Origin of the sequence: Marinobacter sp. NFXS11, from assembly GCF_040148675.1 — a bacterium.
In the GTDB taxonomy this organism is placed as follows: Bacteria; Pseudomonadota; Gammaproteobacteria; order Pseudomonadales; family Oleiphilaceae; genus Marinobacter.
Map to the genome: position 1 here is coordinate 800,200 of NZ_JAGDDV010000002.1, position 15,152 is coordinate 815,351.

At 58.1% G+C, this 15,152-nt stretch carries 11 protein-coding genes; 9 read left to right on the forward strand and 2 right to left on the reverse strand.

Annotation, left to right across the window (positions count from 1 at the left end):
• The first annotated feature begins 125 nt into the window (after positions 1–125).
• The 7 genes from J3362_RS12645 to J3362_RS12675 all read left to right on the forward strand — a co-directional run bounded on the left by J3362_RS12645 (position 126) and on the right by J3362_RS12675 (position 10,565).
• Positions 126–1,538, forward strand: a complete 1,413-nt coding sequence (locus J3362_RS12645; protein ID WP_349520130.1) for a sigma-54 interaction domain-containing protein — start codon at positions 126–128, stop codon at positions 1,536–1,538.
• Between the two features lie 324 nt (positions 1,539–1,862).
• Positions 1,863–2,915, forward strand: a complete 1,053-nt coding sequence (locus tag J3362_RS12650; RefSeq protein WP_349520132.1) for a TRAP transporter substrate-binding protein — start codon at positions 1,863–1,865, stop codon at positions 2,913–2,915.
• Positions 2,916–3,031: 116 nt separating this feature from the next.
• A complete protein-coding gene (locus J3362_RS12655; RefSeq protein ID WP_349520134.1) occupies positions 3,032–3,670 on the forward strand; it encodes a TRAP transporter small permease subunit in 639 nt (212 codons plus the stop codon).
• The gene (locus tag J3362_RS12660; RefSeq protein WP_349520136.1) at positions 3,670–5,034 is read left to right on the forward strand and encodes a TRAP transporter large permease; all 1,365 of its coding nucleotides are present in this window, start codon (positions 3,670–3,672) and stop codon (positions 5,032–5,034) included. Before J3362_RS12655 ends, J3362_RS12660 begins: the two co-directional genes overlap by 1 nt.
• A gap of 13 nt (positions 5,035–5,047) precedes the next feature.
• A complete protein-coding gene (locus tag J3362_RS12665) occupies positions 5,048–5,827 on the forward strand; it encodes a 3-hydroxybutyrate dehydrogenase (protein WP_349520137.1) in 780 nt (259 codons plus the stop codon).
• 16 nt (positions 5,828–5,843) lie between these two features.
• Positions 5,844–7,832: an acetoacetate--CoA ligase gene (locus J3362_RS12670; protein WP_349520138.1), complete on the forward strand. Its 1,989-nt coding sequence runs from the start codon at positions 5,844–5,846 to the stop codon at positions 7,830–7,832.
• Positions 7,833–8,321: 489 nt separating this feature from the next.
• A complete protein-coding gene (locus tag J3362_RS12675) occupies positions 8,322–10,565 on the forward strand; it encodes an NADP-dependent isocitrate dehydrogenase (RefSeq protein WP_349520139.1) in 2,244 nt (747 codons plus the stop codon).
• A gap of 88 nt (positions 10,566–10,653) precedes the next feature.
• Here J3362_RS12675 and J3362_RS12680 read toward each other — a convergent pair whose 3' ends face one another.
• Both J3362_RS12680 and ybaK read right to left on the reverse strand, forming a co-directional pair.
• Positions 10,654–11,847, reverse strand: coding sequence for a cation:proton antiporter (locus J3362_RS12680; RefSeq protein ID WP_349520140.1), 1,194 nt, complete (start codon positions 11,845–11,847; stop codon positions 10,654–10,656).
• 3 nt (positions 11,848–11,850) lie between these two features.
• Entirely contained in the window at positions 11,851–12,321 is a 471-nt protein-coding gene (gene ybaK / locus J3362_RS12685) for a Cys-tRNA(Pro) deacylase (protein WP_349520141.1), read from the reverse strand.
• A gap of 222 nt (positions 12,322–12,543) precedes the next feature.
• On the opposite strand from ybaK, the gene J3362_RS12690 reads away from it, so the two are divergent.
• Positions 12,544–13,731 (forward strand): sensor domain-containing diguanylate cyclase, encoded by a 1,188-nt coding sequence (locus J3362_RS12690; RefSeq protein WP_349520143.1) that lies wholly within the window; start codon positions 12,544–12,546, stop codon positions 13,729–13,731.
• 124 nt (positions 13,732–13,855) lie between these two features.
• Entirely contained in the window at positions 13,856–15,142 is a 1,287-nt protein-coding gene (locus tag J3362_RS12695; RefSeq protein ID WP_349520144.1) for a serine hydrolase domain-containing protein, read from the forward strand.
• Positions 15,143–15,152 lie beyond the last annotated feature (10 nt).

Here is a 15,152-nt window from a genome sequence, read left to right on the forward strand (position 1 = left end):
CCGTTGCGGGGCCGGCTTCGTTTGCCCCCGGTCCGGGGGCCCCATATACTTCCGTCACTGCATCCGGCCTGTCGGGTGCGAGGGTTATCCAAATGAATGACATTCGACCCGTTGGTGCGCGGTACATGACACAGCTGTTTTCTGACAACAATAAAAGTGGCCTGACCAGAGACCTGATCGAAGCCCTGTTTCCCATGTTCGAGGAAGCCAGCGCCGGTGCCATCGCCGTGGACTGCGATGCACGGATTACCTGGATTAACAGCAGCTATTCCCATCTTCTTGGCCTGGGCGATCCGTCCACAATCATCGGCAAACCGGTGCGCGAGCTGATCCCTCACACCCGAATGCCCGAGGTGGTTGAAACCGGTAAACCCCTGCTGCTGGACATCATGGAGCACAACCAGCAACAGTTGGTGGTAACGCGCCTGCCGTACTACGACGACAACGGAAAAATCGTCGGTGCCGTGGCCTTTGTACTTTACGACGACCTTCAGCCCCTGACGCCACTGGTGTCGAAATACCGTCGGCTCCACCAGGATCTGGCGGCTGCGCGCAAGGCGCTGGCGAAAAAGGCGCGGGGTACTCGCTATAGCCTCGGTGATTTTGTTGGTGCCAGTCCGGCGGCGCTGGAGGTCAAGCGTCGTGCGCGTTTGGCGGCCGGTCGCGACATGCCGGTTCTATTGCTCGGTGAGACAGGCACCGGCAAGGAAGTGCTCGCCCAGGCGATTCATACGGTCTCGGGACGTGCGGAGAAACCGTTCGTGGGAGTGAACGTGGCCGCCATTCCGGACAACCTCCTTGAGGCCGAGTTTTTTGGCGTCGCACCCGGCGCCTACACCGGTGCCGATCGCCGCACCCGGGAAGGAAAGTTTCAACTGGCTAACGGTGGCACCCTGTTTCTCGACGAAGTGGGTGACATGCCGTTGCCGCTGCAGGCCAAGCTGCTGCGGGCCCTGCAAGAGGGAGAGATTGAACCGCTGGGCTCCAACAAGGTGGTTTCGGTGGATGTTCGGGTTATTGCTGCCACCAGCCGAAATCTTGAGGTCATGATCTCCGAAGGTACTTTCCGCTCCGATCTTTATTACCGCCTTAATGTCCTGGAAATCCCCATCCCACCTTTGAGGGATCGGCTGGCGGATCTCGGTGTGCTCTGCGAAGCCCTTCTTGAAGAGATCTGCGAGGGTCTGGAGTTGCGCGGTGAGATTACGGATGCTGGCGTCTCGGCGCTGGGCAGTTATGACTGGCCGGGCAATATCCGTGAGTTGCGCAACGTTCTCGAGCGGGCAATGACCATGGGCGAGGAAGGTGGCTTGCTCGATGCCGACGCGATTTTCAAGGTGTTGCCCCGAGCCGGGACGCGCCCGGTGTCTTCTCTTGCGCCGCAACCGGTCAGGCCGTTGTCCCAGACTCTTGCTGAGGCAGAGGCCCAGGCCATCGAAGAAGCCCTGGTGGCAAGCCGTGGCAACCGCACCCGGGCTGCCAAGCTGTTGGGCATATCCCGATCCGTTCTTTACGAGAAACTGGCCAGGCTGTCCTGAAATCCGGACGACTGTCTGTTCATCCGTACAATCCCTTACGACTGATGTCTAAGACTGTCCTGGTATCCGGACATTCTTTGCTCGATCGATTCGCGCACGAATTCTTAACATTCTGAAAAGTATAGATAAAGTTAATCTGGCATGGAGCCTGCTATATCCGAAGTGCAGGACGTCAGAACAATGTAGAGAACAAGACTGACGCGAACTGTTGGACCCCCATGATTAACCCTGTCCGTCTGTTCCTGCATTCTCTGACTATACTCAGATCAGGCCCCGGCTATGCGCGCCAGGCCAGATACAATAACAAAGTTAGGAGACTTGCCAATGAAACTTCTCAAGGCTCTCACCGGTGTGGCCGGTGCGATCGCTCTTACCACGGGCTCCGCGTTTGCAGACGATCTGCGCTGGAAAATGCCCGTAGCCTTCGCTACCAACCTCCCGGGCCTCGGTTCTCCCGCCGCCTGGGTTGCAGACAACCTCACTACCGCTTCTAGTGGCAGCATCCAGGTCCGTGTTTATGAGCCCGGCAAGCTGGTTCCGCCGTTCGATATCCTGCAGTCTGTTTCAGACGGCAAGGTTTCAGCCGGGTACACCTGGATCGGTTACGACCAGGGTAAAGTGCCTGCAATTCCCCTGTTCGCCGCTGTTCCCTTCGGCATGAAGCCCCCTGCCTACATCGGCTGGTACTACTACGGTGGCGGTCATGAAATGCTGCAGGAAACCTATGCCAACAAGGGCTTCAACGTTCACGCACAACTGTGCGGCATCATTGGGCCCGAGACAGCTGGTTGGTATTCCGAGCCCATCAAAACACTGGAAGACTACAAAGGCCTGAAGATCCGCTTCGCCGGCCTGGGTGGTAAGGTTCTCGAGAAACTGGGCGCCTCTGTCACCATGATGCCGGGCGGCGAGCTTTACCAGGCGCTGGAAAAGGGCACCATTGATGCTACCGAATTCTCCATGCCCGCCATCGACCAGATCCTCGGCTTTAACCAGGTGGTCAAGTACAACCTGTTCCCGGGCTGGCACCAGCAGTTCACAGCCCAGTACATGCTGATCAACAAGGACGAGTGGGCACGAGCCACCGAGGCACAGAAGGCGCTGGTTGAGGCTTCCTGCACCGCGGCAACCACTCGTGGTCTGGCCGAGGGTGAGTACAAGAACGGCAAGGTTCTGGCCGAGTTCCAGGACAAGGGCGTTCAGGCCGACCAGATCCCCCGCGACGTTCTGCTCAAGCTGAAGGAAGTAACGCAGGAAGTGCTCGAAGAAGAAGCCTCCAAGGATGCTGACTTCAAGCGTGTTTACGAAAGCCAGCAGGAGTTCATGGAATCCTACAAGGTGTGGGATACCCGCGCCTACGTTCCGGCGGACCTCTAAGGTTCGGGGCTGACCCTGGGCACCGGACGCAATTCCGGTGCTCTTCGATTTAGTCTGGATGGCCCTGCGGGGCCATCCTTGTTTCACGGCAGGCTTTCTGAACGAGGAACTGTTGTATGACAGTGTCTGATAAAGGCTCACCACCCGATGTGCATGCATCGGCGTCGGATGCCGGTCAATTTATTCATCATCACACCGAGTTTCCAACCACCCGGCTAAGCGAGGTTTTGGACGGTGTGATTTCTGCGATAGGCAGGAGTGCATCCTGGCTCTGGTTCGTGGTCACAGGCGTGATCATTTACGCGGTGGTCGGTCGCTATGCCTTTGGTATGGGGTCGGTCACCCTGGAAGAAGTCCAGTGGCACCTCGCTGGCGCTGGTTGGCTGTTGGGGCTGGGCTACACCCTGGTAACCGATGATCACGTGCGGGTGGATGTTATCCATGAGCGCTTGTCGCTGAAGGGCCAGGCGTGGATTGAACTGTTTGGTTTGGTGTTCCTGTTGTTGCCGTTTTTGGTGTTGGCGGTGTACGAAATGATTCCCTATGCCCTGAGCTCCTGGGAACAGGGCGAGACCAGTCAGGCACCGGCGGGCCTTCCTTACCGCTGGATTCTCAAGGGCGTCCTTGCGCTGTCCTTCGGGCTCCTGATCGTCGCGGCCCTGTCCCGTCTGCTGAAAGTTACCGCTTTGCTTTTCGGCTTTCCGAAGCCAATCCGGGTCGAGTCCGGTGAGACCAAGAAAGAGGATGCGTCCTGATGGAGCTTGAAACCCTATTTGTAATCGGCATGTTCCTCACCTTCGGGGCACTGCTGATGACCGGCTATCCGGTTGCGTGGGTATTGGGTGGCACCGCGGTTATCTGGACCGTCGTTGGTGTCGTCGCCGTTGAGAATTTTGGAGCCAATCTGTGGTTCGATTATCAATCTTCCATGGGTCTTGTGCCCGAGCGAATCTGGAAGGTGGTCAGTAGCGAAACCCTTGTGGCCCTGCCCATGTTCATATTCATGGGCATCATGCTTGACCAGTCCGGCGTTGCCGAGCGATTGATGAACAGCATGGTCAAACTGTTTGGCGCCGTTCGCGGTGGCTATGCGGTTACCGTCATTGTTATCGGCGTTCTGTTAGCTGCGACCACCGGTATCATCGGGGCTTCCGTGGTACTCCTCGGCATGCTGTCCCTGCCGGTAATGATGGAGAACAAGTACGACAAGGGCTTTGCGGTGGGTACGGCGTGTGCTACCGGGACCCTGGGTATTCTGATTCCGCCCTCCATCATGCTGGTTCTGATGGCTGACCGCCTGGCGGTTCCCGAGGCGTCAGTCGGTGACCTGTTCATGGGCGCCTTCTTCCCAGGCCTCATGCTGGGTGCCATGTACGTGGCCTACGCGATTATCCGTCCGATGCTGCAGCCGAACATTGCGCCGGTGCCGGAGGGCACCGAAAAAGTGAGCTGGGCCATCGTCTGGGAAGTGGCAAAGGCGGTAGTGCCAACCGCTGCCTTGATTCTGGGCGTATTGGGTTCCATCTTTGCCGGCATAGCGACTCCAACGGAGGCTTCCGGTGTGGGCGCGCTGGGCGCTCTGCTGCTGGCCCTGATGTCCGGTCGACTGAACCTGAACGTGCTTAACTCTTCCATGCAGCAGACGACGCGCACGGCCGCGTTCATCTTTGCCATCTTCCTGGGTGCGACCGCGTTCTCCGTGGTCCTGCGGGGTCTGGGCGGCGACCAGGTGATCGAAGACGCGCTGTTGGGTCTGCCGTTCGGTCCCTATGGCGTGGTTCTGACCATTCTCTTCGGCGTATTCCTGCTCGGCTTCTTCCTGGACTGGGTTGAAATCACCCTGATCATCCTGCCGCTGGTTGCGCCGGTTGTGCAAAACCTCGGTTTTGATCTGGTGTGGTTCACCATCCTGTTTGCCATGTGCCTGCAGACCTCTTTCCTCACGCCGCCGGTCGGATTCGCGTTGTTCTACATCAAGGGCGTGGCGCCACCGGAAATCAAGGTGACGGATATCTACCGTGGCGTTATACCGTTCATCATTATTCAGCTGGCAGCACTGGCTATTGTGTTCGTGGTACCGGAAATCGCGACCTGGCTGCCCAGCGTGGCTTACGATTAAGGAGAAAATAACCATGCGTCTGGAAAACCGGATTGCTTTGATTACCGGTGCCGGCCGCGGCATCGGCCGGGCCATTGCCGAGGCTTACGGCCGCGAAGGCGCCAAGGTTGCTGTGGCTGATCTGACACTCGAGGCGGCACAGGACACCGTAGCTGCCATCGAGCAGGCCGGCGGCACCGCCATCGCCCTTGCAATGGATGTGACTGATGAAAATGCAGTTGACGTAAACGTCAACTATGTGGTTAAACAGTGGGGTGGTCTGGATATCGCCATCGCGAACGCCGGCATCCAGCACATTGATCCGGTGCACAAGCTTGCTTATGCCGACTGGCGCAAAGTCATGAATGTGCATCTTGATGGCGCATTCCTGGTGACTCGCGCGGCCCTCAAACACATGTACGAGAGTGGCGGTGGCACCATGCTCTATATGGGGTCAGTGCACTCTCTGGAGGCCTCTCCCCTGAAAGCCCCATATGTGGCGGCCAAACACGGCATGCTGGGGCTGTGTCGGGCAGTGGCGAAGGAAGGTGCGGAACACGGGGTGCGAAGCAACATCATCTGCCCCGGATTTGTGCGCACGCCCCTGGTGGACAAGCAGATTCCGGAACAGGCCAAGGAGCTGGGCATTTCCGAAGAGGAAGTGATCAGTAAAGTTATGCTCAAGAACACTGTGGACGGGGAATTCACCACCCTGGAAGACGTGGCAGAGTTGGCCGTTCATCTGGCTGCATTCCCGTCTGCGGCTTTGACTGGCCAGTCCATCGTGGTCAGTCACGGCTGGCATATGCAGTAACATTCAGGAGATATGGATGAGCAATGAAGAACAGTCACCAGTAGTCTGGTCTCCGTCGGAAGACACCCTGGCCAATTCCCGCATGGGCCAGTTCAAGGCCTGGCTGGAGCAGCAGGGCTTCGGTCCCTTTGCCGATTACCATGCCCTGCACCAGTGGTCCATTGATGAGTTGGAAACCTTCTGGCAGAAAGTCTGGGATTACTGTGGCCTTGTCTACGATACACCGGCTGAAAAAGTACTGGGCAAACGTGAAATGCCGGGCGCCGAATGGTTCCCCGGCATGAAGCTGAACTTTGCCGCTAACCTGCTGAGGCTCGCGGATGGTGAGCACCGCGATCGCGAAGCGGTCGTGGCCTACTGCGAAACCCGTCCGGTGCTGCGTCGCACCTACGCCGAACTGAAAGCTGATGCAGGTGCCCTGGAAGCCTTCCTGCGCAACAAAGGCATCAAACAGGGTGACCGGGTAGCCGGCGTTGTTACCAACGGCTACGAAGCCCTGGTGGGGATGTTGGCCGCTACAAGTCTTGGCGCTATCTGGAGTTCTGCGTCACCGGATTTCGGCATCGGCGCGATTCTTGACCGCTTTGGCCAGATCGAACCTTCGGCCCTGATCGTCGTGAACGGCTACGGTTACGGTGGCAAGGTGTTTGCGCGCCAGCAGGATTTTGCCGAGCTTGTTGCCGGCCTGCCAACGCTCAAGGCGGTTGTCAGTGTCCAGCAACTGCCAGACGAGGCTCCGATTTCCGGCGATCTGGTGAGTACCTGGGAAAGCGCCCTCGCCGCCGGCGAAGGCACGGCACCTTCGTTTACGCCGCTGCCGCCGGATCATCCGGTGTATATCCTGTATTCCTCCGGCACCACGGGCAAGCCCAAGTGCATCGTGCACGGCAATGCCGGCCTGTTGGTCAATCACGCCAAGGAGCTGATGCTGCACGGCGACGTTGGTCCCGAAGACCGCTTCCTGTATTTCACCACCTGTGGCTGGATGATGTGGAACTGGCAGGCCTCCGCGCTGATGACCGGCGCCGCCGTGATTACCGTTGATGGCTCTCCGGGTTACCCGAGCCTGAACTTCCTGTGGGACACCGTGGCGGAAGAGAAGGTCACCCATTTCGGAACCAGCGCCCGGTTCATTGCCGGCTGCCGCAAAGGCGAGCTCAAGCCCGCAAAAACCCTGGATCAGAGCAAGCTGCGAGTCGTGTTTTCTACCGGCTCACCGCTGTTGCCGGAAGACTATGACTGGGTCTACAGCGATGGCGCTCCCAACGCCCTGCTTGGCTCCATTGCAGGGGGCACGGACATCTGCGGCTGCTTCGTTGGCTCAACACCCCTTCTGCCTGTTCGTCGTGGCGAAATCCAGTGCCGTTTCCTGGGTGTCGATGCTGTCGCCTACGGCGACGATGGCCAGCCTGTCAGCGAAGGCCGGGGCGAGCTGGTTTGCCGCCAGCCCTTACCTTCCATGCCCGTCAGCTTCTGGCAGGATCCGGATGGCGAGCGCTACCGTGACGCCTACTTCAACACCTTCCCGGGCGTATGGGCTCACGGTGATTTCATCGAGTTCACCGAACACGGCGGCGCGATCATCTATGGCCGCTCTGACGCCACCCTGAACCCGGGCGGCGTTCGAATCGGTACCGCGGAAATCTACCGCCAGGTCGAAACCGTGGCCGAGGTCAAAGACAGCCTCGTCGTCGGCCGCCAGATCGACGGCGACGTGGAAGTGGTTTTGCTGGTGGTTCCGGCCGACGGCCAGGAAATCACCGACGACCTGCTGAAACAGCTCAAGAGCCGAATCCGCGAAGGCGCCAGCCCACGGCACGTGCCCAAGCACATTGTGGAGGTGAACGACATTCCGTACACCCGCAGTGGCAAAAAGGTGGAATTGGCAGTGGCCCGTCTGATCAATGGTTCGAAGAAGGCGGATAATCGGGATGCTCTCGGGAATCCTGAGGCGTTGGATCATATTCGGGAGCGGTTGGCTGAGGTTGGGTTGTTGCCCGATTGAAGGTGTGAAATCTGAGAGTGGTTGTCGGATTACGCTTTTGGCTAATCCGACCTACTGTTTACGGGTGATTTTGTTGACAATAACTGGCCTTATAGCTTCTCGAAATTAGCCGTGGAATACCACTGACCAGTCAGATAAGCGGGGCGGGTAAGGCCTTCCAAAAATGTGCGGAGCCAGGGATGGCGGAGCCCAAGCGCCACAGGAATGTGCCGCCAGGAGCGTGTTTTGGAAGGCCTCACCCGCCCCGCGTCACCACCCAGTCAATGTTAGAAAGTTTCGTAAATTCCCGCCATTTCATCGTCTTGTAACCGAAGATCAGGCATCTTTAGTCCGTTCTTATACTAAGATCGTAACCAAAATTAACGAAAAACTGGTATCTTAGTAGCCCTATCAAAAGTTCCTAATCAGTCATTGCTCAGGTCGGACGTTCAAAAGACGCCTGACCCCGCCATGACCGTCCTGAACCCACCCATTAGCCTGAGGACGAAAATGACATCATCCAAAGCCAAGATTGTCTACACACTGACCGACGAGGCGCCAGCCCTCGCAACACGGTCGCTTCTTCCTATCCTGGAAACCTACGCCAAGCCGGCTGGTATTGAATTCGAAACTAGCGACATCTCTCTCGCGGCGCGTATTCTGGCGAACTTCCCGGATTATCTGGAGGAAGATCAGCGGGTTCCGGATGCCCTGGCCGAACTGGGTGAATATACCAAGGACCCGGAAGCCAACATTATTAAACTGCCGAACATCTCAGCCTCTATTCCGCAGCTTCGTGCTGCTATCACAGAGCTGAACGAGCAGGGATACAAACTTCCGGAATACAAAGAGAATCCTGAAACCGACGAAGAGAAAGAAATCCAGTCCCGTTACGCCAAGGCTCTGGGAAGTGCCGTTAACCCGGTGCTCCGTGAAGGCAACTCCGACCGCCGTGCGCCAACTGCCGTAAAGGCTTTTGCTCGCAAATACCCGCATTCCATGGGTGAGTGGAGCCCGGCCTCACGCACCCACGTGGCCCACATGCGCGGTGGTGACTTTTACTCCAGCGAGCAGTCCGTAACTCTCGACAAGGCGACCAAAGCCAACATCGTGTTCGAGAACAAGCAGGGTAAGCAGACGGTTCTGAAATCCGACCTGCCGCTGCAGGAAGGCGAAGTTCTGGACGGCATGTTCATGAGCAAGAAGGCGCTGGTGAAGTTCTTCGAGGACGCCATTGCCGATTGTGAGAACACCGGTGTCATGTTCTCCCTGCACGTGAAAGCCACCATGATGAAAATCTCCCACCCGATCGTGTTCGGTCACGCGGTGAAGGTTTTCTACAAGGACCTGTTCGACAAGTACGGTGAGCTCTTCGACGAGATTGGCGTGAACCCGAACAACGGCCTGTCCAGCGTGGTCGAGAAGATCAAGCAACTGCCGGAATCCAAGCAGGAGCAGATCCAGGAAGATCTGCACGCCTGTTACGAGCATCGTCCGGAAATCGCCATGGTGGATTCGGTCAAGGGCATCACCAACCTGCACGTCCCGAGCGACGTGATTGTTGATGCCTCCATGCCGGCGATGATCCGTAACTCCGGCAAGATGTGGGCTCGTGACAACAAGCTCAAGGACACCAAGGCGGTTATGCCCGAGTCCACCTACGCCACCATCTACCAGGAAGTGATCAACTTCTGTAAGACTCACGGTGCCTTCGATCCCACCACCATGGGTACCGTGCCGAACGTTGGTCTGATGGCGCAGAAGGCCGAAGAATACGGCTCCCACGACAAGACCTTTGAAATCAAGGAAGACGGTGTCGTTCGCGTTGTTGCCGAAGACGGCACCGTGCTGACCGAGCACAACGTCGAGAAAGGCGACATCTGGCGCGCATGCCAGACCAAGGACCTGCCGATCCGTGACTGGGTCAAGCTGGCGGTCAACCGTGCCCGTGCCACCGGTATGCCGGCGGTGTTCTGGCTGGACGACGAGCGTGCTCACGACGCCCAGCTGATCCAGAAAGTGAACACCTATCTGAAGGATCACGACACTGAAGGTCTGGATATCCGCATCATGTCCCCGGTTCGTGCCATCCGCTGGACCATGGAGCGCCTGATTCGCGGTCTCGACACCATCTCCGTGACCGGTAACGTACTGCGTGACTACCTCACCGACCTGTTCCCGATCCTCGAGCTGGGTACCAGTGCCAAGATGCTGTCCATCGTTCCGCTGCTCAACGGCGGTGGCCTGTACGAGACAGGTGCCGGCGGTTCCGCACCCAAGCACGTGCAGCAGCTGATCCAGGAAAACCACCTGCGCTGGGACTCCCTGGGTGAGTTCCTGGCCACTGCGGTCTCTCTGGACGAGCTGGGCGAGAAACAGAATAACGAGCGCGCGCGTCTGCTGGGTCAGACCCTGGACAAGGCCACCGAGCGTCTGCTGGAAAACAACCAGTCTCCGTCCCGGGTTACCGGCGAGCTCGACAACCGTGGCTCCCACTTCCACCTCGCCCGTTACTGGGCAGAAGAGCTGGCCAACCAGGATAGCGACAAGGAGCTGAAGGAGTTCTTTACCAAGCTGTCTTCACAGCTGGAAGAGAACAAGGACAAGATCCTGGAAGAGATGACGGTGGTTCAGGGCAACCCGGCGGATATCGGTGGCTACTACCACCCGCCGATGGAGAAGGTCTGCGAAGTGATGCAGCCGAGCGCCACGCTGAACCGGATTCTCGAAGATGCCCGTGCATCCGTGAAGTAAGTCAGCCTGTAAGCATCCGGTTTAACAGCCGGATGCCCTCAAAAAACCGGACAACCCTGGCGGGTTCTCCGGTTTTTTTGTGCCGGCCTCAGTCCTCGTCGGCGGGCTCCTCGTAACCTCTTCCGGTTTCTCCGGCTCGCTTGAGGTTATACATCGTGATGGGCGGGCCAATCAGCTCGAAGAAAACGGTGGAACCGATGATCAGAGGCAGAATAAAGGCGACTTCCGGCAGCCGGTCTGTGGCCACCAGTGCCAGGCCCATGGCCACGCCGGCCTGGGGCAGAAGGCAGGCACCGTTGCGCAGTTTGACCGCGTGGTCGGAATGGGCAAGCTGACCGCCCATGGCGCCACCGAGTATCCGTCCGGCGATCCGTGCGGTGACGTACGCACCACCAAGCAGGCCCAGCGTGGGCAGCAAGTCCCACTCAAGGCTGAAGCCGGCAAGAAAAAAGAACGTTGCCAGAAACGGCTCGATGATCCCCTCGATAGAGCGGAAAGGTCGTACGTGATGGTGGGCCCGGTTTGCGACGGTAACGCCCAGTGCCATACAGGTGAGCAGGTAGGACAGTTCCAAGGCCCCCGCTATACCTGCCGCGAGAAAAACAAAGCCGGCGGATTCCAGCAGCATGGGTTCCCCTGGCTTGAGCCGCCCGGTCATCCAGGCCATGGGCAGGCCAAGGAGAACACCCAGAATGATGGCGCCCACCACTTCATAGATACCGAATCCGATCGATTCGACAATCGCCGACCCATTACCGGACACCAGTTCCGCGAAGACCAGGAGAATACTGAAGAGTATGGCCCCCCAGGCATCGTCGATGGCGACAACCTGCGCCACAACTCGCGTTAGTGGCCCTCTCGATCCAGCCTCACGCATTACATCCAGTGTCGCAGCGGGATCCGTTGCCGTGGCGATGGCGGCCAGTAACAGAGAGGCTGTCAGATTGTGGGTGACCAGCCAGACAACAACGAAAATCATCAAAGCAGTGATCAGAGTGACTGCGAGGCTCACGATAATCGCTTCCCGACCATCTTTAAGGTCCCGCATCGACATCCGCTCGCCTAGCAGAAAGCCAACCATGGCCAGAGTCAGTTCGGTTACCAGCGGAAAGTTGTCACTGACTCGAACCGGAATGATATCCAGCAGTGAGGGGCCTGCAAGCGCACCGACAAGCAAAAGCAGGGTCACCCGTGGGACATGAACCCTTTGGCCCAGCGTATGAGCGCCGAGTGCGAGGAGCATGATCCCGCCAATCAGAAGGAGGTCAATGGCGTGATTCAAGGCTTACTCCTGATGGAGTGGGAAAAAGCCGCCGTTTACCAGTGCTGCCAGGTCCCGGGGCGCGAGCTCAATCTCCAGGCCGCGTCGCCCGGCACTCACGAAAATGGTCTCGAAGCCCGGGGCTGAGTCGTCGATAAAGGTTTTCAGCTTTTTCTTCTGTCCAAGGGGGCTGACTCCACCCAGGACATAGCCGGTTGTTCGTTCAACCGCCTGTTTGTCAGCCATGGCGGCTTTTTTACCCTGAGCCGCCCGGGCAATGAGTTTCATATTGAGCATGGTGGTCACCGGCACAATGGCAACCACCAGTTCCCTGCCGTCGACGGCCACAACCAGTGTCTTGAAGACCCGGGCGGGATCCACTCCGGTTTTCTCGGCGGCCTCGGTGCCATAGCTCTCGCTGGCCGGGTCGTGGTCGTACTCATGGATGGTGTGGGGTACAGCGGCTTTGCGCGCAGCGTTGATGCCAGGCGTCATGCTCGGCTCCTGAAAGACGGCAGAAACCGGGAATTAAAGCACCTAAGCGGCATCACAACAACTTTCAGGCGTGGCCGCAAAACCCGATTCCCGGTTGGATTTTACCGGGCATGACATTTGACGCTCGACTTAAAGCCCCGTTATGACTATTTTTCGTACATTGTAAGTATTCAAACATCGATGGCTGTATCCATGGAGCCTTCGTCGTCGAAATCTCAGGGAATGAAAAGCTTGAACGATAACCGCACACCCTTGCGGCGCGCTGGTTGGGCTGCGCTGGTCTATCTGATCGCCGGTTTTGCCTGGATTGCGTTTTCCGACACCCTTGCAGAGACCTGGTTTCCTGACCCAGAAACTCTCTCCCTTATCCAGACCTGGAAAGGCTCTTTCTTTGTGCTGATAACCGGGGTAATTCTGTTTTCTGTGTTGCTCCGCCAACTCACCAAGGATCGGGCTCTGCTCAGTCTCCAACACAGACAACGGCAAGCACTCCGTGAGCGCGAGCGTCAGCTCCAGATCCTGATGGACAACCTTCCGGGCATGGCCTATCGCTGCCTGTATGATCCCGACTGGACGATGAGATTTGTCTCCCAGGGATGTATCAAGTTGACTGGTTATGAACCGGACGAGTTGGTCAATAACCGCGTCACCAGTTATGCGGCGCTGGTCAGCGAAGCCTCCAATCAGCAATTGTTCGAGCAAGTCAGAGTGGCCCTCGAAAAAGAAGAATCGTTTTCTCTGGAATATGAGGTCACCCGAAAAGACGGCAGTCGTATCTGGGTCTGGGAGCGGGGACGAGGCGTTCAGGAGGAAGATGGTTCGCTCCACCTTGAAGGCATCATTCTGGACATTTCTGACCGCAAAGTGCTGGAGACAGAGCTTGAACAAATGGCCACTCGGGATCCCCTGACGGGGCTTCTGAACAGGCGGGAAATGTCCCGGGTGCTGGATGAGGAGCTTCAGAGAGCCCGACGTTACCAGCGACCCATGGCGGTGCTCTGGGTGGATTTCGACCATTTCAAGGATGTGAATGACACCTACGGCCATGCTGCAGGTGACTCGGTTCTCAGGGGTATCAGCCGCCTGTTGCTGGGTAGCGTCCGCAGCGTCGATTCCATCGGTCGGTTTGGCGGCGAGGAGTTCGTGATTGTTTTGCCTGAAATGGATCTGGAGGAGGCCCAGGAAACGGCCGAGCGTTTGCGGCGCAAAGTGGCGGAAGAGCCGCAGCCGTTGGGGAATGGCGAGGCGGTGCCCCTGACCATCAGCGTGGGCGTTGCGGTCTACCCGGATCACGGGCAGACTGCTTCGACACTCTGTGCCGCCGCCGACAAAGCCATGTATCTGGCAAAGGATAGGGGCCGCAACTGTGTCGCCATGGCGCACCTGCACGACCAGGTCCATAATCAGTAGTGAGACTCGTGTCCTGGCAGGTGGAGGAGGTGACGTACGCCTTGCTGCGGCCCGGCCAATGTGGACCGGGCCGGTTCTCTTGAACATAGAAAAACAACAATCGTACTGAAAAAGGTTTGAGCCGATGAACCGACTTGCCCGCCGTGCCCTCCATAGCAGTCAGATTCCCGAGGATCTCGAATCCGTTACCTTTCGGGATGATGCCGGTGAAAACCCGGCTGCGGCCGGTGTCAGCCAGGAAACCGTTGATGCCCTGTGGCATAGCGTCCAGAGCCTTTACCGGACCGGCGTGCACCCGGGTATCCAGATTTCCATCCGCCACAAGGGTGAGCAGGTTCTGCACCGGGCGATTGGCCATGCCAGTGGCAATGGCCCCCATGACCCGCGCGACGCCGCCAAGGTTCCGATGTCGACTGATACCCCCATCTGCTACTTCTCCGCCTCCAAGGCGGTGACGGCACTGCTTATGCACATGCTGGCGGAACAGGGCCTGGTCAACCTGATGGATCCCGTGTCCTACTACTGCCCGGAGTTCGGGGCTAATGGAAAAAGGACTATCACCGTTCACCAGATTCTTTCTCACCGGGGTGGTATTCCCGCCATTCCGCGGGAAACGCCGATTGATGTGCTGTGGGATAACGATGAAATCTGGCGTCTGCTCTGTGCTGCACGACCGGTGGAGGTGGATGGCGCCAAAGTGGCTTATCACGCCATCACCGGCGGTTTTGTCCTGCAGCGGGTACTGGAACGCGTCACGGGCGACACCATTGAAAAATACCTCGACAAGCATTTGCGTCGGCCCATGGGCATGAAATGGTTTACCTATGGCATTGCCCCGGAACATCTCGATGAGTTGGCCTGCAATTACGCCACTGGACCAACGCCGCGTTTCCCCGTTTCCTGGGTTGTTAACCGTGCGCTGGGTGGCGATATCCGGACAGTCGAGCGGGTTACCAATGACCCGCGGTTCCAGGAAGCGGTGATCCCGGCGGGAAATCTTTGCGGAACCGCCGAGGAAATGGGCCGGTTCTTCCAGATGATGCTGAATGGCGGGCTCTGGAACGGCCGTCGAATCTGCAGCGAAATCACCATCCGCCGGGCCATTCAACAGTTTGGTTCCCTGCAGATAGACCGCACCATGATGATACCCATGCGCTTCAGTGCCGGCATGATGCTGGGCGGTAATCCGGTGGGCCTCTGGGGTCAGAACAGCCGGTTTGCTTTCGGTCACGTGGGTCTGATCAACAAGCTGTGTTGGGCGGATGCGGCCCGTGATATTTCGGTCAGTCTGCTGAACACCGGCATCCCGATCGTCGGTCATCATCTGCCGGCACTGGCGAAGTTCGTGTATACCGTGGGCAATCGTTTTCCGCTGATACCCGAGCACCGACGACCGCTGATCGCCGCCTGAGGCGCAGGGT